16 protein-coding genes are annotated in these 19,794 nt (G+C 71.7%); 7 read left to right on the top strand and 9 right to left on the bottom strand.

Features of this window, described 5'->3' with window-relative positions:
• Positions 1-2: 2 nt before the first annotated feature.
• On the bottom strand, positions 3-3,035 hold the full coding sequence (locus AC1DPN_RS00220; RefSeq protein WP_477082710.1) for a Na+/H+ antiporter subunit A: 3,033 nt from the start codon (positions 3,033-3,035) through the stop codon (positions 3-5).
• 230 nt (positions 3,036-3,265) lie between these two features.
• On the opposite strand from AC1DPN_RS00220, the gene AC1DPN_RS00215 reads away from it, so the two are divergent.
• On the top strand, positions 3,266-5,386 hold the full coding sequence (locus tag AC1DPN_RS00215) for a (Fe-S)-binding protein (RefSeq protein WP_477082709.1): 2,121 nt from the start codon (positions 3,266-3,268) through the stop codon (positions 5,384-5,386).
• A gap of 34 nt (positions 5,387-5,420) precedes the next feature.
• Positions 5,421-5,879 carry a pyridoxamine 5'-phosphate oxidase family protein gene (locus tag AC1DPN_RS00210; RefSeq protein ID WP_477082708.1) on the top strand — a complete coding sequence of 153 codons (459 nt, stop codon included), beginning with the start codon at positions 5,421-5,423 and terminating at the stop codon, positions 5,877-5,879.
• On the opposite strand, the gene AC1DPN_RS00205 is transcribed toward AC1DPN_RS00210, so the two are convergent.
• Both AC1DPN_RS00205 and AC1DPN_RS00200 read right to left on the bottom strand, forming a co-directional pair.
• A complete protein-coding gene (locus tag AC1DPN_RS00205) occupies positions 5,880-7,907 on the bottom strand; it encodes a penicillin acylase family protein (RefSeq protein WP_477082707.1) in 2,028 nt (675 codons plus the stop codon). It lies immediately after the preceding gene.
• On the bottom strand, positions 7,904-8,341 hold the full coding sequence (locus AC1DPN_RS00200; RefSeq protein ID WP_477082706.1) for a MarR family winged helix-turn-helix transcriptional regulator: 438 nt from the start codon (positions 8,339-8,341) through the stop codon (positions 7,904-7,906). Before AC1DPN_RS00200 ends, AC1DPN_RS00205 begins: the two co-directional genes overlap by 4 nt.
• Before the next feature lie 91 nt (positions 8,342-8,432).
• On the opposite strand from AC1DPN_RS00200, the gene AC1DPN_RS00195 reads away from it, so the two are divergent.
• The 4 genes from AC1DPN_RS00195 to AC1DPN_RS00180 are packed head-to-tail and all read left to right on the top strand — an operon-like array spanning position 8,433 to position 12,445.
• Positions 8,433-10,331 carry an ABC transporter ATP-binding protein gene (locus AC1DPN_RS00195; protein WP_477082705.1) on the top strand — a complete coding sequence of 633 codons (1,899 nt, stop codon included), beginning with the start codon at positions 8,433-8,435 and terminating at the stop codon, positions 10,329-10,331.
• Positions 10,328-10,675 carry a VOC family protein gene (locus tag AC1DPN_RS00190; RefSeq protein ID WP_477082704.1) on the top strand — a complete coding sequence of 116 codons (348 nt, stop codon included), beginning with the start codon at positions 10,328-10,330 and terminating at the stop codon, positions 10,673-10,675. The genes AC1DPN_RS00195 and AC1DPN_RS00190 overlap by 4 nt, the downstream gene beginning before the upstream one ends.
• Positions 10,672-11,592 (top strand): RNA polymerase sigma factor, encoded by a 921-nt coding sequence (locus AC1DPN_RS00185; protein WP_477082703.1) that lies wholly within the window; start codon positions 10,672-10,674, stop codon positions 11,590-11,592. Before AC1DPN_RS00190 ends, AC1DPN_RS00185 begins: the two co-directional genes overlap by 4 nt.
• 37 nt (positions 11,593-11,629) lie before the next feature.
• Positions 11,630-12,445 (top strand): MBL fold metallo-hydrolase, encoded by an 816-nt coding sequence (locus tag AC1DPN_RS00180; protein ID WP_477082702.1) that lies wholly within the window; start codon positions 11,630-11,632, stop codon positions 12,443-12,445.
• A gap of 16 nt (positions 12,446-12,461) precedes the next feature.
• Here the strand turns inward: AC1DPN_RS00180 and AC1DPN_RS00175 are convergent, their stop codons facing one another.
• From AC1DPN_RS00175 to AC1DPN_RS00150, 6 genes are read right to left on the bottom strand one after another with little or no spacing between them, the layout of a single operon-like run.
• Complete coding sequence (locus AC1DPN_RS00175) at positions 12,462-12,806, bottom strand: hypothetical protein (RefSeq protein WP_477082701.1); 345 nt, start codon at positions 12,804-12,806, stop codon at positions 12,462-12,464.
• A gap of 42 nt (positions 12,807-12,848) precedes the next feature.
• Entirely contained in the window at positions 12,849-13,403 is a 555-nt protein-coding gene (locus tag AC1DPN_RS00170) for a hypothetical protein (RefSeq protein ID WP_477082700.1), read from the bottom strand.
• Positions 13,400-14,524, bottom strand: a complete 1,125-nt coding sequence (locus tag AC1DPN_RS00165; protein ID WP_477082699.1) for a hypothetical protein — start codon at positions 14,522-14,524, stop codon at positions 13,400-13,402. Before AC1DPN_RS00165 ends, AC1DPN_RS00170 begins: the two co-directional genes overlap by 4 nt.
• 5 nt (positions 14,525-14,529) lie before the next feature.
• Complete coding sequence (dcd, locus tag AC1DPN_RS00160) at positions 14,530-15,105, bottom strand: dCTP deaminase (RefSeq protein WP_477082698.1); 576 nt, start codon at positions 15,103-15,105, stop codon at positions 14,530-14,532.
• Positions 15,106-15,138: 33 nt separating this feature from the next.
• Positions 15,139-15,783: a response regulator gene (locus tag AC1DPN_RS00155; RefSeq protein ID WP_477082697.1), complete on the bottom strand. Its 645-nt coding sequence runs from the start codon at positions 15,781-15,783 to the stop codon at positions 15,139-15,141.
• Entirely contained in the window at positions 15,780-16,904 is a 1,125-nt protein-coding gene (locus AC1DPN_RS00150; RefSeq protein WP_477082696.1) for a sensor histidine kinase, read from the bottom strand. Before AC1DPN_RS00150 ends, AC1DPN_RS00155 begins: the two co-directional genes overlap by 4 nt.
• Positions 16,905-17,299: 395 nt before the next feature.
• Here AC1DPN_RS00150 and AC1DPN_RS00145 point away from each other — a divergent pair, with 395 nt between their 5' ends.
• On the top strand, positions 17,300-19,735 hold the full coding sequence (locus AC1DPN_RS00145) for a glycoside hydrolase family 94 protein (protein WP_477082695.1): 2,436 nt from the start codon (positions 17,300-17,302) through the stop codon (positions 19,733-19,735).
• The last annotated feature ends 59 nt before the right edge of the window (positions 19,736-19,794 follow it).

The raw sequence follows: 19,794 nt of genomic DNA, 5'->3' as shown, positions 1-19,794 counted from the left end.
GATCACGCGGCACCGCCCCCGCCGGCGTTGTCGAACGCCGTGATCCGCTCCGAGGCACCCGCACCCACCGGGTCCTCGCCCGTCTCGGCGCGGCGGTCGATCTCCGCCCCGAGGCTGCGCAGGATGTCGAGCACGAGGCCGACGACGACGAGGTAGACGCCGACGTCGAAGAACAGGCTCGTCACCAGGTGGATGTCGCCGATGACCGGCAGGTGGACGTCCCAGATCCACGACTCGAGCACCGAGCCTCCGACGACGAGCGCGAGGACACCGACCCCGGCGGACAGGAACAGACCCAGCCCGAGCAGCAGACCCGCCTGCACGGGCGCTGCCTCGCCGAGCTCGTACCGACCGCCCGCGAGGTAGCGCACGACGAGCGCGATGCCCGTGACGAGGCCCGCCGCGAACCCGCCACCGGGGGCGTTGTGGCCGCTGAACAGCAGGAACACCGAGTAGACGATCATCGTGTGGAACAGCAGTCGGACGACGACCTCGAAGATCACCGAGCGTCGTTGCGGCGCGAGCGTGCGTCCGGCCTGCAACCACTCGCGGCCCCGCGCCTGGCTCGACGGCACGCTTCCCGAGACGCCCGAGGCGTCACCCTGGTCCGACCCGGCGGCCGGGAGCCGCAGCGCCGCCATCGGGTCGGTCGAGCCACCCCAGACCGCGCGGTCGCGCTGCGCGTCCTGCGCACGGAAGATCGCGCCGGTCCTGCGCGAGAGGAAGACGAGCGACGCGACGCCGGTCGCAGCGACCAGCAGCACCGAGATCTCGCCCACGGTGTCCCAGGCGCGGATGTCGACGAGGGTCACGTTCACGATGTTCTTGCCGCCACCCCAGACCACCGCCTCCTCGGCGAAGTCCTTGGAGACGGGCGGGTGCATCCGGGCCGACGGCACGACCAGCGCGACGCCGGCGACGACGAGCCCGACGGCGAGCCCGATGCCGAGCCGCACCCACCGGCTGGCCACCAGGGGGCGGTCGGAGAAGTACGGGGGCAGCCGGCGCAGGACCAGCACGAAGACGACGAGCGTGACGGTCTCGACGAGCACCTGGGTGAGCGCGAGGTCGGGTGCACCGTGCAGCAGGTACAGGCCCGCCATCGCGTAGCCGCCGACGCCCAGCAGCAGCACCGCCTTGAGCCTGCGCCGGGCACGCGTGACCAGCAGCGCGGACGCGATCGCCGCGGCGGCGAAGACGAGCTGCGCGGGGTCGTCCCACACCGTGTAGCTGCTCGGGAGCTGCGTCTGCGTGATCAGCGGGCCGCCCACCGCGAGCACGAACACGACGAGGATCAGGCCCAGGTAGATCGGCAGCGAACCGCGCTGGGTCACGGCCGTGACGTCGGCGGCCACGTCGTCCAGGCGGCGCATGAACCGGCGGTACAGGTGGTCGGCCTCGGGCCCGTCGTACAGGTGCGACTGCAGCTGCTCGACCCGGTCCCGGACGACGAAGAGCAGCGCGCCGCTGAGCAGGATCGCGAGCGTCAGGACGAACGTCGGCGTGAGGCCCGCCCACAGGACGAGGTGCCCGGGCTCGCCCTCGGGGTACGTGTCGGCGTACGGCAGCAACAGGTGCTCCCCGACCTGCGGCAGCAGCGCGACCGCCAGCCCGAGGACGCCGAGGATCATCGCCGGCCAGACGAGCAGGAGGGACGGGTGGCTGATCGGCGCCGGGGCGGCGTCCTCCTGGCCGGCCGTGCCGAGCGAGACACCCGGGGCGTTCTCGGTGACGGCCGCGGGGACCACCGCCCGCTTCGTCGCGAAGGCCCCCCACCACAGGCGCAGCCCGTACGCGACCGTGAGCACGGACCCGATCGCGACCGCCCCCAGGATCACCGGGTCGTGGTGCAGGGACTCGAGCGCCGACTCCTTGGCGACGTACCCCGCGAACGGGATCAGCCCGATCATGCTGGCGGTCGCGAGCCCGCCCGCGAGCGCGGTCAGCGGAAGGGTCTTGCCGACGCCCGACAGCCGCCGCAGGTCACGAGTGCCGGTCGCGGCGTCGACCACGCCGACGACGAGGAACAGGGCCGCCTTGAACATCGCGTGCGCGCCGAGCAGTGCCAGGCCGGCGAGCGCCGCCGACCGCGTGCCGAGGCCCACCAGCAGGACGATCAGGCCGAGCTGGCTGACCGTGCCGAACGCGAGGATCAGCTTCAGGTCGTGCTGCCGCAGCGCCCGGTACCCGCCGAGCAGCATCGTTCCGCACCCCAGGACGACGATCGTCCAGTGCCACGTCGGGTCGAGCGAGTACGCCGGTGCGAACCGGGCGACCAGGTAGACGCCCGCCTTCACCATCGCCGCGGCGTGCAGGTACGCGCTGACCGGCGTCGGGGCGGCCATGGCCGCGGGCAGCCAGAAGTGGAACGGGATGAGCGCCGACTTGGTGATCGCGCCCGCGAGCACGCACACGATCGCGACGGTCACCGCGGTAGTGCCCTGCGGCGGGTCCGCGATGATCTCGGACAGCCGGTAGGTCCCCGCGGCCTCGCCGAGCAGGATGATCCCGACGAGCATCGCGAGCCCGCCCGCGGTCGTGATGACGATCGCCTGCATGGCCGCACGCCGGCTCGCCTTGCGTTCCGCGTAGTGCCCGATGAGCAGGTACGACGTGACGGTCGTGAGCTCCCAGAACACGAACAGCATCAGCATGTCGTCTGCCGTGACCAGGCCGAGCATCGCCCCGGAGAACGCCACGAACACCGCGGCGAACCGTCCGAGCCCGCTCGCCGACGTCTTGAAGTACGCCGAGCAGTAGACGAGCACGAGCGCGCCGACGCCCCCCACGATCAACGTCATGAACCACGAGAGCGTGTCGAGGCGGAACGAGAGCTCGATGCCCAGGGACGGGACCCACGGGACGGTCTCGGTCGGCCCGCGGCCCTCCTGCACCGACGTCGTCCAGCTGAGCGCCCACACGGCAGCGCTGGCCGGGGCGAGGGCGAGGACCCAGAACGCCTTGCGTCCCATGGCCCTGACGAGAACAGGCGCGACGACGGCTGCGATCACCTGAACGGTGAGAAGCAGCAGCAACGTCCGGCTCCGTCCTGTGGGGGCGGGGTCTGGGTCTGGTCTGTCTCGGTCGGTCGATTGTCGGTCTGGGCGCAGGTACGAGCACGCGCGGCGAACGTCGAAAGACGCCCCCGTGATGCACTGCGGATTGTTGTCCAACCCTATCAACGCCTCGGGCAACCCCTTCCCGCGCCCGGTCCAGCGGGCGGAGCTCCCGGTCCGGGACGGTCCACGCCAGTACCGTGGCGACCGTGGATGCGCTGCAGCTGACCTGCCTCGGGATCGTCGTCGTCGCGACGCTGGTCGGCGTCGGCGTGTTCGCGCTCGGCGTCAGCCGGATCGTGCGGACCGTGCGCGTCGGGCGTGCCCTTCCGGGGCGGTGGACGCCGGTCGGCGCGCGCACCCGAACGCTGCTGGCGGAGATCTTCGGGCACGGGCGGTTCCAGCACCGGCCCGTGGTCAAGGTCGCGCACTGGGTCGTGATGATCTCGTTCCCGCTGTTGTTCGTCGCTCTCGTCACGGGCTACGGGCAGGTCGTCGACCCCACGTTCACGCTCCCCCTGATCGGCTCCTTCCTTCCGCTGGAGTGGGCGATCGAGGTGTTCGCGTGGGCGTCGCTGCTGGGCATCGTCGCGCTGATCGTGCTGCGGATCCGGTTGCTGCCGCGCGGTGAGGGTGCCCGCCGGTCACGGTTCTACGGTTCGCACCAGGTGCGCGCGTTCTTCGTCGAGGGCACCGTGCTGGCGGTCGTGCTGGCGGTCATCGTCATCCGGTCCCTCGAGTACGCGCTCGGGGCGGGCAGCGCCTGGCACTACCCGCTCACGGCCTGGCTCGGGTCCACCTGGTCGGGGGTTCCGACGACGACGCTCGAAGCCGCCGTGGTCGTCGTCGCGACCGTGAAGATCGCCGTGTCGATGTCGTGGTTCGTGGTCATCGGGCTGCAGCCGACGATGGGCGTCGCGTGGCACCGGTTCCTCGCCGTGGTGAACGTCTACGCGCGCCGGGAGGCGGACGGCGCGGTCGCACTCGGGCCGCTCCAGCCGCTGCGGACGCCCGCCGGGGAGCCCATCGACCTCGCCGCCCTGGAGGACCTGCCCGACGACGCGCGCCTGGGCGTCGGCGCGATCGAGGACTTCACGTGGAAGGGCCTGCTCGACTTCTCCACGTGCACCGAGTGCGGCCGCTGCCAGGACCAGTGCCCCGCGTGGGCCACGGGCAAGCCGCTGAGCCCGAAGCTCGTCACGCTCGCGCTCCGCGACCACGCCGCGGCGACCGCCCCCTACCTCCAGGCCGGCCTGCCCCAGCCCGACGAGTCCCATGCCGGTGTCGACCTTCTCGGCGGCGGCATCATCGACCCCGACGCCCTGTGGGCTTGCACGATGTGCGGCGCGTGCGTGCAGCAGTGCCCGGTCGACATCGAGCACGTCGACGCGATCGTCGACATGCGTCGCTACCAGGTGCTCATGGAGTCGGCGTTCCCCAAGGAGCTCGGCGGGACGTTCACCAAGCTCGAGCGGCAGGGCAACCCGTGGGGTCTGCCGGCGCGCAACCGGCTGGCCTGGGCCAAGGGGCTGGACTTCGAGGTCCCGGTGGTCGGGGTCGACGTCGAAGACGTCAAGGACACTGCCGAGATCGAGTACCTGTTCTGGGTCGGCTGCGCGGGCGCGTACGAGGACCGCGCGATCCGCACGACGAAGGCCGTCGCCGAGCTGCTGCACACGGCCGGCGTGAGCTTCGCGGTCCTGGGCGACGGGGAGTCGTGCACCGGCGACCCGGCCCGGCGCGCGGGCAACGAGATCCTGTTCCAGATGCTCGCGAGCGCCAACGTCGAGATGCTCAACGAGGTCGGCGCGCAGCGGATCGTCGTGACGTGCGCGCACTGCTTCAACACGATCTCGCGCGAGTACCCGCAGCTCGGCGGCCGCTACGAGGTGGTGCACCACACCGAGCTGCTGAACACCCTGGTCGCGGACGGTCGGCTCACGCCGCTGCCCAGCTCGGACGAGCGCGCGATCACCTATCACGACCCCTGCTACCTCGGCCGGCACAACCAGGTCTACGCCCCGCCGCGCGACCTGCTCGGCGCGATCCCGGGGCTGACGGTCACCGAGATGCCGCGCAACAAGGAGCAGTCGTTCTGCTGCGGCGGCGGTGGTGCCCGGATGTGGATGGAGGAGACCATCGGCACGCGGATCGGCACGGCGCGGGCCGAGGAGGCCCTGGCCACGGGCGCCTCGACGATCGCGACCGCGTGCCCCTTCTGCACGGTGATGCTGACCGACGGCGTCGCCGCCGCGGGTGGCGGCGCCGAGGTCGCGGACATCGCGGTCCTGCTCCTGGACCGGATGCGTGACTCCTCGACTGCGCCATGATGGTCGCCGACGTCCCGACGCCGGAGGTGCACCCATGAGCGAGCCGATCGGACCGCGCAGTGCGCAGACCCGTCAGCAGGACGCGATGTACCGGCTGGGCCACGACGTCGACGCCTGGGTCGCGACCACGGACACCGAGACCGGCGCGCCACGCCTGACCCCGCTGTCGTTCCTGTGGCACGACGCCACGCTGCTCCTCGCGACGACGACCGCGAGCCCGACCGGCCGGAACCTGGCGGCCAACCCGTCGGTCCAGGTCGGCCTCGGGCTCACGCGCGACGTCGTGCTGGTGCAGGGGACCGTCGAGGTGACGGCGGTCGACGACATCGACTCCGGTCTCGGCGACGCGTTCGCCGCCAAGGCAGGCTTCGAGCCTCGTCGGCAGGCGGACCTGTACTCCTACTTCCGCATCACGCCTCGCTCGATCCAGGCGTGGCGCGAGGAGAACGAGCTCGCTGGCCGTTGGCTCATGCGCGACGGAGCCTGGCTCTAGTCAGCCGCCGAGGACGCCGTCGGCACGCAGCAGGTGCCAGTCGGTGACCACCTCGACGGTCTCGGCGGCCGCCCACGTGGCCAGCTGGTCGCTCGCGTGCGGGCTGCCCGGGTCACCCGAGGCGCCGAACGGAACGCCCCAGCGGCTGTGTCGGCGGTCGTCGAGGTCCCAGACCCAGCGCGCCACCGACCCGCGCCACGCCCGGTCGCTTACGCCCGGCAGGGTGCCCGTGCAACGCACGCAGTCCGAGTCCCCCCCGAGCGGCACCGCCTCGACCTCCGGGCCGCCGTACCCGTCGAGCGTGTGCACCGGCTGCAGGGTGTGCCGCTCGCCCCACGCCTGAGGCGGCAGCCCGCCGACCTCCTCGAGCGCCTCGCGCGCGATCGCGACCCCGTCGATGCCGAGGTCGGTCGCACCCAGCAGCCGCGGCAACGCGTCGGCGACCCGCGCACGCACCACGAGGAACGAACCGAGCAGGTCGCCTCGGCCGTGCGGCTGGTGCAGCGGTTCGAGTCCCGGGTGCGCGACGATCCGCCGTGCGGCCGCCGCTCGCCAGGCCGCGTACGCACCGGCGGCCGTGCTGGTCGCGGTCATCTGCTGGTCCCACGCGAGCAGGATCTCGCGCAGCTCGGACGCCGCGGGCGACAGTTCGCGCGCACGGCGCACCCAGGACAGGAGCGTCTCGGCGCTGCCCAGCCGGACGTCGCCGTGGATCGTCGACATGTCAGCCGGGCCGAGAAGGTCGCCCGAGGAGAGCAGGGCACGGATGCGTTCCGCGCGGTACGGACCGGCGTACCCGGCCCCGAGGTCACGCTCGGGCCTGTCGGGTTCGTCGTTGGCGTCGACCGCGGTGTCGGTCACCGTCGCCGGGGACGCGAGCGCCCTCCACGCGGGTCGTGCGTCCTGCGACCACGCGTCGATCGGGAGCCGGCGCAGGTTCACGGCACGCTCGACCGCCAGGCCCGCGTCGAGCGTCAGCACCGTGCCGCCTGCGTCGGCTGTCAGGACGCGGTTGACCGGGTCGACCCAGCCGCGCAGGGCCGCCGCGACGTCGGCCGCGGTCCGGGCGCGCAGCAGCGGGAGCAAGCATCCGAACCCCACGTCCGCGGTCACGCGGGCGGGGAAGCGCACGCTGAGATCCCCGACGACGACCGGACCGCGCTCGGTCTCGACGACGTCGACCTCCACGTCCTGGCCGCCGAGCACGTGGATCGCCTCGGTGGCCCGCGTCACGGGTGCCCATCCGTCGGGGCCGAGCGCCTGCAGACCGTCGTCGGAGAGACGCTCCCGGAACACCTCGACCGCGTGCGCGACGGCGTTCGTGATCCCCCAGGCGACGGTTCCGGTGTGACCGAAGTGCTGGACGCCCGGCACTCCCGGGAACGACAGCCCGAGCACGTCGAACTCGTCGCACGCGAGCCTGACCTGCTGGTAGACGCCGGGGAGCTCGAGCATCCGGTGCGGGTCGCCGGCCAGCAGCGGCTTGCCGCTCCGCGTCCGCGAGCCGTGCAGCGCCCACGCGTTCGATCCGGACGTCGTCGACTCGCCCTGCTCGAACAGCTCGACCGCGTCCTCACCGAGCGTCGTGGCCACGTGCTCGTTCCAGAGCAGCCGCGGGAACATCGAGAACAGCGCGTGCCCGACGAGCATGATCCCCAGCGGCGCCCACGCCGACCACGGCTCGAACGGCCCACCCGCGAGCTCCGGTCGCCACGCGGTGCCCGTCGCGAGCTCGTCGTTCACACCCGAGACGTACGCGTCGACGAACGCGCGGTCCTCGCCCGACAGCGCCACGTACGCACGCCTCGCGGTGTCCGCGAGCCGAGCCCGTCGGGCGAACCGGTCCCACTCGACGCCGTCCGCACCGACCTGCGCGGCGAGCCGGCCCTCGGCCCGCCAGCGGTTCACCTCGATCTGCCACCCCCGGTCCCGCGCCGTCACCCGACCCTGCCCGTAGGCGACCTCGAGAGCGTCACCGCCCCGGACGTGCGGGATGCCGAGCGCGTCCCGGAAGAGCTCCGCGGTCACAGGGCGGCTCCGTCGGGCTCCGCCACCACGCGCAGCAGCCGCAACAGCTCGGCCTGCTCGTCGGGTGACAGCCGAGCGAGCCGCGACGACGCGTACTCGTGCCGCAACGACGCGGCCTGCTCGAGCATCGCGACACCGGCAGGCGTGAGCTCCACCAGGGTCGCTCGCCGGTCGGACGGGTCGGGCAGTCGCCGCACGAGCCCGTCGGCCTCGGCGGCGTCGACCTTGGAGGTCACCGACCTCGGCGCGACCCCGAGGGCGTCGGCCAGCGCGCCGGGCCGCTGCGCGCACCCGCACCGGGCGAGCGTGCGCAGGAACCGCAGCTGGCCGGGCGTGGACGGCGACAGGGCGGACTCTCGTCGGGCCCCACGGAACACCGTGTACAGGAGCTCCAGGAGCTCGCTGGAAGCATCGTGCACGTGCTCGGTGTTCATAACCGCAGAGGGTATCCCAACTTGTGAGCCTGTCACATAGTGAGTTAACCTCAGCATCGCGTCACCCGAAGGCGCATGCAAGGGAGCACCTATGTCGCAGTCAGCCCCCACGATGCGCGGTTTCTTCAAGGACCAAGGCGTCAAGCAGCACAAGCTCACCAAGGACACCCGGCAGCGCATCCTGGAGTTCGCGCGCCCCTACCGGGGCAGGCTCGCGATCTTCGTCGGCCTCATCGCGCTCGAGGCCGCCGCCGGTGCCGTCACGCCGCTGCTGTTCAAGAACCTCATCGACAACGGCATCACGGCCGGAAACACCGAGGTCGTCATCACGATCGCCGCGGTCGTCGCCGGGATCGCGATCCTCAGCGCGGGCCTGTCCGTCGCGGACCGCTGGGTGTCGTCCCAGGTCGGAGAAGGGCTGATCCTCGACCTGCGCACGGCCGTGTTCGACCACGTGCAGCGCATGCCGCTCGCGTTCTTCAGCCGAGCGAAGACCGGCGCGCTCGTCCAGCGCCTCAACGGCGACGTCCTCGGCGCCCAGCAGGCGTTCACCAGCACGCTGCAGAACGTGGTCAGCAACGCCCTGACCATCGTGTTCGTCCTCGCGGCGATGCTCAGCATGTCGTGGCAGCTGACCCTCCTGAGCCTGGTCCTGCTGCCCGCGTTCGTCCTTCCCGCGCGCTGGTTCGGCAAGAAGATCGCCAAGGTCACGCGCGAGAGCTACGAGCTCAACGCCGACGCAGCCCAGATCATGAACGAGCGGTTCAACGTCGCCGGCGCGCACCTGGTCAAGATCTTCGGGGACCCGCAGCGCGAGTCCGCGGCGTACGCCGAGCAGGTCGGCCGCGTGCGCGACATCGGCGTCACCCGTGCGCTGTACTCGACGTGGTTCCGCGTCGGCCTGACCACGCTCGCGTCGGTCGCGGTCGCCACCGTCTACGGCATCGGCGGCGTCATGGCCATCAACGGCGAGCTCACCGTCGGTGTGGTCGTCGCTCTCACCGCCTACCTCGGACGCCTCTACGGCCCGCTCACCTCGATGTCCAACGTGCAGGTCGACGTCATGACGGCGCTCGTCAGCTTCGAGCGCGTGCTCGAGGTGCTCGACCTCGAGCCGACCGTCGCGGACAAGCCCGACGCGGGCGACCTGAGGGTGCAGGTCGAGCAGCTCGGCGCCTCCATCACTCTCGACCACGTCGGGTTCCGCTACCCGAGTGCCGACGAGGTCTCGCTGGCATCGCTCGAGTCCGTCGCCACCCTCGCCCGCGAGGTCCACTCGGACACGCTCACTGACGTCACGTTCGAGGTCCCCGCGGGCCACATGGTCGCGCTCGTCGGGCACTCGGGCGCCGGCAAGACCACGCTGTCGCAGCTGGTCACGCGCATGTACGACCCGACGCAAGGAGCGGTCCGCATCGCCGGGACCGACCTGCGCGACGTCACGCAGGCCTCCCTGCGCGCGACCGTCGGCGTCGTCAGCCAGGAGGCCCACCTCTTCCACGACACCATCGCCGAGAACCTGCGCTACGCCCGCCCGGAGGCGACCGACGCGGACATCCGTACGGCCCTGCGCCAGGCCCACATCGCCGACCTCGTCGACAGCCTCCCCGACGGGATCCACACGGTCGTCGGCGACCGCGGCTACCGGTTGTCGGGCGGCGAGCGTCAGCGCCTCGCCATCGCGCGCATGCTGCTCAAGGCGCCGGACGTCGTGATCCTCGACGAGGCGACGGCGCACCTCGACTCGGAGTCGGAGGCCGCGGTGCAGGCGGCGCTCGACGAGGCCCTGTCGGGCCGGACCAGCATCGTCATCGCCCACCGCCTGTCCACGGTCCGGCAGGCCGACTCGATCGTCGTGCTCGAGCACGGCCGCGTGATCGACCAGGGCACGCACACCGACCTGCTCGACCGCGGGGGTGTCTACGCCGAGCTGTACCGGACGCAGTTCGCGCCGTCCGCAGCAGCGGCGACGGGTACCGTCGCCGCATGATCGGACGCATCGACGAGGTGGTCTTCGACTGCGCCGACCCGCCCGCGCTGGCGGCGTTCTGGGCGCAGGTCCTGGGTGGCGAGGCCGCAGGTCGCGACGACGACTGGTGGTACGTCGACCCGCCCGGCTGGACGCGCGTCGCGTTCCAGAAGGTCCCCGAGGGCAAGTCGGTGAAGAATCGCGTGCACCTGGACGTCGAGGTCGCCGACATCCCGGCGGCCACGCTGCAGGCCGAGCTGCTGGGCGCCACGCGCGTCGGACAGCTGCACGCCGACACCGCGGGCTCGTTCCAGGTGCTCCTCGACATCGAGGGCAACGAGTGGTGCGTGGTCAAGCCCGCGTGAGCCCCGACCCTCGAACCGATCCCCGCACCGAGGACGCGTTCGCTCTCCTGTACGCCGAGTGCTACGGCCGGATCGTGCGCTACGCGGCGCGGCGCGGTGCGAGCAACCCGGCGGACGTCGCGCAGGGCGTCTTCCGGCTCGCCTGGACCGCGGTGCAGGACGGCGTCCCGGTGACGCTCGGCTGGCTCGTCGGCGCCGCCGACAGCCTCCTGCCCAAGGCCGACCTCGGCGTGGAGCGCAGGGTCCTGCGGATGCGGTTCTGGGACAAGCTGAGCACCACGGAGATCGCCACGGTCACGGGGACCTCCCGGTGGCAGGTGCAGCGAACGCTCTCGGCCGCACGACGGGTGCCCGGCGAGCCGAACCCGGTCCCGGAGACCGAGGTGCCCCTGAGCCCCCGGGCGTGGGCCGAGCTGCGCGTGCTGGTGCCTCGCGCCGCCGCGAGCCTCGAGCACCAGCCTCCGCGCCGCAGGCGCCTGAGCGCGTCGGTGCGGATCGGCCTGGTCGTCGTCGCGGTCGCCGTCGTCACGATGATCGCGCTCGCGCCCCGCATGGCCCCGCCCGACCTCGACGGGGTGCTCGACTTCCCGTTCTACACGTCGACCGTGGACCTGGAGGACGCCTCCGACACGATCGTGCGCGGCACGGTCACCGCGCTGGACGACGGGACCGGCACGATCGAGGTCACGGCCACCGCGAAGGGCGCACCGACGAGCACCTTCACCTACGACGCCCGCACCGACGCACCGACCAGCGCCCTCGTCGTGGGGGACGAGTACGTGCTCCTGCTCACCGACGGCGCCCTGGTGAACAGCGCGCAGGGCTTCTACGCGGTGCAGGACGGGACCGCGGTCCCGATGTCGACGAACACCGTCCCGCTGTCGGAGAGCACGCTGGCAGCGCTCGGCCTGGAGTAGTTGCCCCACGGGCCCCTGGCGGACCAGAGTCGGAGGCGTGACCTTCTGGATCTGCCGCACGTGCGGCGTCGAGCACTCCGACCGGCCCGCTGTGTGCGCGATCTGCGCCGACGAACGGCAGTGGGTCCCCGCGACCGGCCAGGCGTGGACCACGCTCGACGGGCTGGCCGACGAGGGCTACGAGGCGTTCCTCGACCCGCTCGAGCCCGACCTCTACGCGATCACGAGCGCGCCGAACGCGGGCATCGGCCAGCAGTCGAAGCTCGTCGTCACGCCCCACGGCAACGTGATGTGGGATCCGATCGGCTTCCTCGACGACGCGGTCGTCGACCGGATCCTCGCGCTCGGGCCCGTGGTCGCGATCGTCGCGAGCCACCCCCACATGTACGGCGTGCAGGTCGAGTGGAGCCGCCGCCTCGGCAACCCGGCGGTCCTGGTCGCCGAGTCGGACGCGCACTGGCTGGCCCGCCCCGACCCGGTCGTCGCGACCTGGTCCGGCGCCAGGGAGCTGCTCCCGGGCGTCGCCCTGAGCCAGCCCGGCGGCCACTTCCCCGGCAGCGCGGTGCTGCACTGGGCCGCGGGCGCGGAAGGCCGCGGCGTGCTGCTCTCCGGCGACACCGTCTTCGCGAACCCCGACCGGAAGTCGGTCGCGTTCATGCGCAGCTTCCCCAACCACCTCCCGCTGTCCGGAGCCGTGGTCGAGCGGGTCACCGCCCACCTGGAGCGGTTCGCGTTCGACCGGCTCTACGGCAACTTCGCGAACGTGATCGACACCGACGCCCGGACGATCATGCGTTCGTCGGCCGACCGGCACATCGCCTGGGTGCGCGGCGACCACGACGACCTCACGTAGCGCGAGATCCTGCGGTTCAGACGATCGCGATGCGCTCGAGGTACATCGTGTACACGTCGCGCAGCCTCGCCGCGTAGTCGACGTACCACTCCGTCAGCTTTCGGTCCGACTCCTTCACCGCCTCCAGCCGGAGGTCGACGGCGCGCTCGTGCAGGGCCTCCAGCTTGGCAGCGATGCCGATCGGGTCGGGCCGCACGACGCCGTGCCGCACGAACGGCAGCACCATGTCCGCCACCCACAGGTCCGCGAGCACCAGGTCCGACTTGAACTCGTCGTACGCCGGCTTGTGGCTGCCCGGCGGGAACGTCGTGTCCCACCACCGGTCGACCGCACTCACGAACTGCTCGGCACTCACGGCCATCGGTGCTCCTCTCGTCGTCGAGAACCTTCTGCACGCCCGACGTCAGGCAGCCGCACGCACCGCGAGCATGTCGGCCACCAGCGCGCCGCGTCGGGACGTGCCCGGGTACCGGGCCTGGATCTCCTTCGGCACCTGGACCCCCACGTCTTGAACGGTCCCGTCCGCGAGCGCGATCCGTACCACCGGCCCCTTGAACCCGGTCCCGACCCCGGTCGCCTCGGTGATGGCCGTGACCGCGGACCAGGGGTGGTCGAACAGCGGCACCGTGTACTCGGGTCCGCCCCACATCTGCACGCCGGACGGCCCGTAGAGTAACGTCGCGCGCGGCATCTTGCGGTAGCCGGCCGCGACGACGAGACCCTCCTGCGTCGACGTCGTCCGCGCGACCACGGCCGTCCACCCGGGGTACTGAGCGAGCTGCGCCCTCGTGAGCGCGCGCCGCGCCCAGACCAGGATGCCGATCGGGACGAGCGTGCTCGCCAGCACCACGTTCGACAACGGCGTCGACGCCGGCGGGTCGGTCAGGTTCGTCAGGACCAGCCAGAGCACCAGCAGCGTGATGATGATCCAGAGCATGTCCTTCGGTACGCGCCTCACACGTCCTCCGGGTCGACCAGGAAGTCGGCCTCGTCGGCGATCTCGCCGCCGGTCACCGCATGGATCGCTCGCGCGACCGCCTGCACCTGAGGAGCTGCACGGGAGCGTGCGACGCGGTGCTCGAACGACGGCTTCTCGGCCTCGAGCTCCTCGACGAAGCGCGGCTCCCAGTGCACCCGGTACGCGACGATGCCCCGGGTGGTCCAGGGCAGTCCGCGCAGCAGTGGTGGCAGCTCGGGCTCGCTGGCGGCCTCGACCGACAGGATCCCGTCGTGCTCCAGGTCGACGAGCACGCCGAACGCCTCGGGGGGCGGCGGCGCGGCCATCATCAGCTCGTCGTAGGCGGACCTCTCGTCCATGAGGCGCTGCCGTTCGACCGGATCTGCCACGCCGAACGTCTCGAGCGCATCGTGCAGGCCGGAGCCGCCCACCTCGGCCACCCACCCAGGACGTGCGCCGGCATCACGGCCGGCACCGGGCAGCGGTCCGTCCCACGTGCCGGTCGCCTCGCTGATCCGGGCCCGCGGGTGCACCTGCTGCACAAGCCGGAGCGTCTCTTCCGGCTCCAGCCAGCGGTCCGAGTAGACGGTCAGGTCGATCGCGCTGTCGACGTCCGGCACCAGCACGACGCCGTTGTCCGCGATCCGCACGGCACCGCCGAGCCGGCGTGCGGCGGCGACGAGCCACTGCAGGACCCGCTCCTCCTCGCGCACAGGCATGCCGTCGGCGAACGCACGCTTGAGGCCGTCGCGGTCACCACCCGGGTACGGCTTGGCCCCGCGCTCACGGGGTGCCTGGACGACGTAGGCGAACGTCGACCAGGGCGGCAGGCCCAGGTTCACCGCGTCCGGCGCCTCGACCGCGTACGGGCCGGTGAGCGTGGAGAGCCGTGCGATGCGCAGGGTGCGTGCCGGTGTCATGTTCGCGCTGACGGCGCGCATGCCGAGCGCCGCGGTCATCGGGCCCATGATCCCGCGGGGTGCCGGGACGTCGGCCTCCTCCCAGCGCGCCTGCGGGAACCGGCTGACGGCGAGCACCTCGACCTCGTCGTCACCCACGTCCTCGGGGAGCACGAGCAGGTGCCGCGGCTCCTTGCTCGCGGGCAGTCGGGGTGCGGACATGCCGGTCAGACGTCCGACCGGTGGAAGTTCTGCCACGACCGCGACGCCGTCGGGCCGCGCTGGCCCTGGTACCGCGAGCCGTACTGGGACGAGCCGTAGGGGTGCTCCGAGGCGGACGACAGCCGGAAGAAGCACATCTGGCCGATCTTCATGCCGGGCCACAGCAGGATCGGCAGGGTCGCGACGTTGGACAGCTCGAGCGTCACGTGACCGGTGAAGCCCGGGTCGATGAACCCCGCGGTCGAGTGCGTGAGAAGCCCCAGACGTCCGAGCGACGACTTGCCCTCGAGCCGGGCGGCGATGTCGTCGGGAAGCGTGACGGCCTCGTACGTCGAGCCGAGCACGAACTCACCGGGGTGCAGCACGAACGACTCGTTCGGCTCGACCTCGACCAGGTGCGTGAGGTCGGGCTGGTCGGCCGCCGGGTCGATGAACGGGTACTTGTGGTTGTCGAACAGCCGGAAGAACTTGTCCAGGCGCACGTCGATGCTGGAGGGCTGGAGCATGGACGCGTCGTAGGGCTCGAGGGCCACGCGGCCCGACTCGAGCTCGGCCCTGATGTCACGGTCGGAGAGCAGCACGGGGCCACGGTAGTGCGTGCAGGCGAGGCACCGTCACTCACCCGCGTCATGCACGAGCAGGGCCACCTGGGTCCGGTTCTCCAGCCCGAGCTTGAGCAGGACGCTGGAGACGTGGCTCTTGACGGTGGCCACCGACAGGAACAGCTCGCGACCGATGTCCGCGTTGCTGGCGCCACGTCCGATCGCGGCGACGACGTCGCGCTCCCGATCCGTCAGCGCGTCCAGCCGCTCGCGGGCGGCCAGGCGGCTGTCGCCGGTGCGGGCGCTCGTGTCCATGAGCCGCCGGGCGACGCGCGGGCTCAGCACCGGCTCCCCTCCCGCGGCCGCCAGGACCGCCTCGACGATCCGGCCCGGCTCGGTGTCCTTGAGCAGGTAGCCGCTCGCGCCGGCGCGCATCGCGGCCTCGACCTCGTCGGCGGTGTCGAACGTCGTCAGCACGACGACGGCCGGGGCCTCGTTGCGTCGACGGACCATCATCGTCGCCGCGATCCCGTCCGTGCCCGGCATGCGCAGGTCCATGAGCACGACGTCGACCGGGTGCGCGTCGAGCAGCGCCGGCACCTCGGCACCGTCGGCGGCCTGCCCGACCACGACGATCCCGTGCGCGCCGTCGAGCATGAGCGTCAGCCCGGCCCGCACGAGCGCGTCGTCGTCCACGACGAGCACCCTGGTGGTCACGACTCCCACGGTAGCCACGCCTCGAGGCGGAACCCGTCACCCTCCGGAGCGGCGTGGACCCGTCCGCCCAGGAGCTCCACGCGCTCGGTCAGGCCGATCAGTCCGGTGCCGGTCCCGGTGCTCTGGCCCTTGCCGCCTCTGCCGTTGGCGACGACGACCCGCAGCCCGTCCTCGACCGTGACGTCCACGGTGACCGCCGACCCGGGTGCGTGCCGGCGCGCGTTGGTCAGCCCCTCCTGGCACGTCCGGTAGACGGCCAGGTCCAGGGCGGTCGGCAGGTCGAGGTCAGCAGCGTCCAGGCGCACCGCGACCCCGGCCGCGCGCGTCTCGTCGAGGAGCCGCTCCAGGTCCGCCAGCCCCGGCGTCGGGCGGAGGTCGTCGGGGCTCGTGCGCAGCACGCCGATCACCGTCCGCAGCTCCTCGAGCGCCTCGCTCGCGTTGGCCCGGACCACGCCCGCGGCGCTCGCGACCTGCTCCGTCGAGAGGTCCGTGCGGTACTCCAGCGCGCCGGCGGTCGTGGCGACGAGCGTCAGCCGGTGCGCGAGGGTGTCGTGCATCTCTCGCGCGATCCGCGTCCGCTCCGCCGTCCGCGCCTCCGCGACCCGGTGGTCCTGCTCGCGTTCCGCCCGGCGCGCCCGCTCGCGCAGCGACGCCACCAGCTCCGCACGCGTCCGCCACAGCGCACCCCAGCCGAGCAGCGCGCCGTGCACCGCGAGATCGACCAGCAGCCACCAGTGGAGCGGTAGACCGACCAGCTCCGGCAGCCACACCGCGCGCAACCCGGTGCCGACCACGCCCATCCCGGCCACCCACAGCGCGGTGCCGAGCCGGTAGCGCCGGGCCGCGACGAGTGTCACCGTGTAGGAGGCGGGCCCGGCGACCGCACTCAACGCGCTGAGCGCCGCGGTCAGCGCCCCGGCGAGGAGCGGACGCCGGACCACCAGGAGGAACGCGCCGAACGAGGCCACCGCGATCACGAGCAGGAGCGGCGTCGGTAGCGGGTTGTCGGCGTCGCCGGCCTCCGTCCAGACGGTGAGCAGGATCAGCACACCGAGCAGGGCGACCAGGATCGCCGGACCCCGGTAGCCGGGGGTCGGGGGGCACTCGTCGGTCGTGGTCATGCGGCGAGCGTAGGAACCGCTCCGACGCCGCGATACCTACCGAAGGAGGAGGCCGGTGACCCGATCGTCGCACGGTCCCCCACCGTCCGGTCGACGCGCGGCCCCACGGTCCGGCGTGATCGTTCTCCCGTCTGATGTCGTCGAGGTCTTCGAGGGAGTCGGCTTCTGGCGCGGTACAACCGGAGATCCGCACGAACATCGCCGTTGCCCTCGTCCGAGCCGCCCACGCTCGGCCTGGTCGGTGGACGTTTCGCATCGGCGTCGAAGCGGTTATGCTCGCGGCCGGGAGATGCATGGGAGCGCTCCCGCACACGATTGCTGAGAGTGTCCTGCCGGGTTCCCCGCGATGTCGCGGCGGGCAGGGCGCGCAGCCGGATCACCAAGGGAACACGTCCATGCGGTACGGCCATTTCGACGACGACGCTCGCGAGTACGTCATCACCACGCCTCACACCCCGTACCCGTGGATCAACTACCTCGGCTCGGAGCAGTTCTTCTCCCTGGTCTCACACCAGGCCGGGGGCTACTCGTTCTACCGCGACGCCAAGATGCGGCGACTGACCCGTTACCGCTACAACAACATCCCGGCCGACGCGGGCGGCCGGTACCTGTACGTCAACGACGGCGGCGACGTGTGGACCCCGTCGTGGCTGCCCGTCAAGGCGGACCTGGACCACTTCGAGGCGGCGCACGGACTGGGCTACACGCGGATCACCGGAGAGCGCAGGGGGCTGTCCGTCGAGACGCTGCTGTTCGTCCCGCTCGGCGAGACAGCCGAGATCCAGCGGGTCACGGTCACGAACACGTCGGACGAGACGAAGAACGTGAAGCTCTTCTCGTTCGTCGAGTTCTGTCTCTGGAACGCCCAGGACGATCAGACCAACTACCAGCGGAACCTGTCGATCGGCGAGGTCGAGGTCGAGCAGGACAGCCCGTTCGGGTCGGCGATCTTCCACACGACCGAGTACCGCGAGCGCCGCGACCACTACGCCGTCTTCGGCGTGAACACCCCGGCCAGCGGCTTCGACACCGACCGCGACACGTTCGTCGGCGCCTACAACGGGCTCGGCGAGGCAGCGGTCCCGCGTGCGGGCAGGTCCGCCGACTCGGTCGCGTCCGGCTGGTACCCGATCGGCTCTCACCAGGTCGACGTCTCGCTCGCACCCGGGGAGTCGCGCACCCTCACGTACGTCCTCGGCTACGTCGAGAACGAGGACAAGTGGGCCGACGACGAGCACCAGGTCGTCAACAAGGAGAAGGCGCACGCTCTGCTCGGACGCTTCGCGACGACGGAGCAGACCGACGCCGCGTTCCAGGCGCTGAAGGACCACTGGCGCCGGCTGCTGTCGACCTACTCGGTCACGAGCTCCGACGAGAAGCTCGACCGCATGGTCAACGTGTGGAACCAGTACCAGTGCATGGTCACGTTCAACATGTCCCGGTCGGCGTCGTTCTTCGAGACGGGGATCGGCCGTGGGATGGGCTTCCGCGACTCCAACCAGGACCTGCTCGGCTTCGTGCACCTGGTCCCGGAGCGCGCCCGCGAGCGCATCCTCGACATCGCCGCGACCCAGTTCCCGGACGGCTCCGCGTACCACCAGTACCAGCCGCTCACGAAGCGCGGGAACGACGACATCGGCTCGGGCTTCAACGACGACCCGCTGTGGCTCATCGCCGGCGTCGCCGCCTACGTCAAGGAGACGGGCGACGACTCGATCCTCGACGAGCAGGTTCCCTTCGACAACGAGCCCGGCTCGGAGGTGACGCTGTTCGAGCACCTGACCCGGTCGTTCGAGTTCACCGTGAACCACCGCGGCCCGCACGGCCTGCCGCTGATCGGGCGCGCCGACTGGAACGACTGCCTGAACCTCAACTGCTTCTCGACGACCCCCGGCGAGTCCTTCCAGACGACGGAGAACCAGCCCGGCGGTGCCGCGGAGTCGGTGTTCATCGCTGCGCAGTTCGTGCTCTACGGCGCCGAGTACGCGGAGCTCGCCGCACGCCGTGGTCTGGCTGAGGTCGCCTCGCAGGCGCGCAAGGTCGTCGACGAGGTGCGCCAGGCGACCCTCGACCACGCGTGGGACGGCGACTGGTTCCTGCGCGCCTACGACTACTACGGCAACCCCGTCGGCACCGCCGCGGACACCGAGGGCCGCATCTGGATCGAGCCGCAGGGCTTCGCCGTCATGGCCGGCATCGGCGTCGAGGACGGCCGCGCGCTCAAGGCGCTCGACTCGGTCGAGGAGCACCTGGCGACCCCGCACGGGATGGTCCTGCAGAGCCCGGCGTACACGACCTACCGCGTCGAGCTCGGCGAGGTGTCCACCTACCCGCCCGGCTACAAGGAGAACGGCGGCATCTTCTGCCACAACAACCCGTGGGTGATCATCGCCGAGACGAAGCTGGGCCGCGGCGACCGCGCGTTCGACTACTACAAGCGCATCACGCCGGCGTACCGCGAGGAGATCTCCGACGTGCACCGCGTGGAGCCGTACGTCTACGCGCAGATGATCGCCGGCAAGGAGGCCGTCCGCCACGGCGAGGCCAAGAACTCGTGGCTGACCGGCACGGCAGCGTGGAACTTCGTCGCGGTCTCGCAGCACCTCCTGGGTGTGCGGACCGACTACGACGGCCTCGTCGTCGACCCGCAGATCGGCTCGGAGGTCCCGTCCTTCGTGGTCACCCGCGTAGCCCGCGGCGCGACGTACGAGATCCATGTGACGCCGGGCGCGACCGCAGGCGTGACGGTCGACGGTGTCGCCATCGACGGCAACCTGGTGCCTTACGCCCCCGCGGGCTCGACCGTGCGGGTCGACGTCACCACGGCCTAGGCATCGACCGCTCGGCGGGTGTGCCTGCACGCCCGCCGAGTCGCCGTCGACGGAAACGT

The sequence above is a fragment of the Cellulomonas sp. P4_H4 genome, from assembly GCF_056400865.1.
This window is presented reverse-complemented; position numbering and strand designations above follow the sequence as displayed.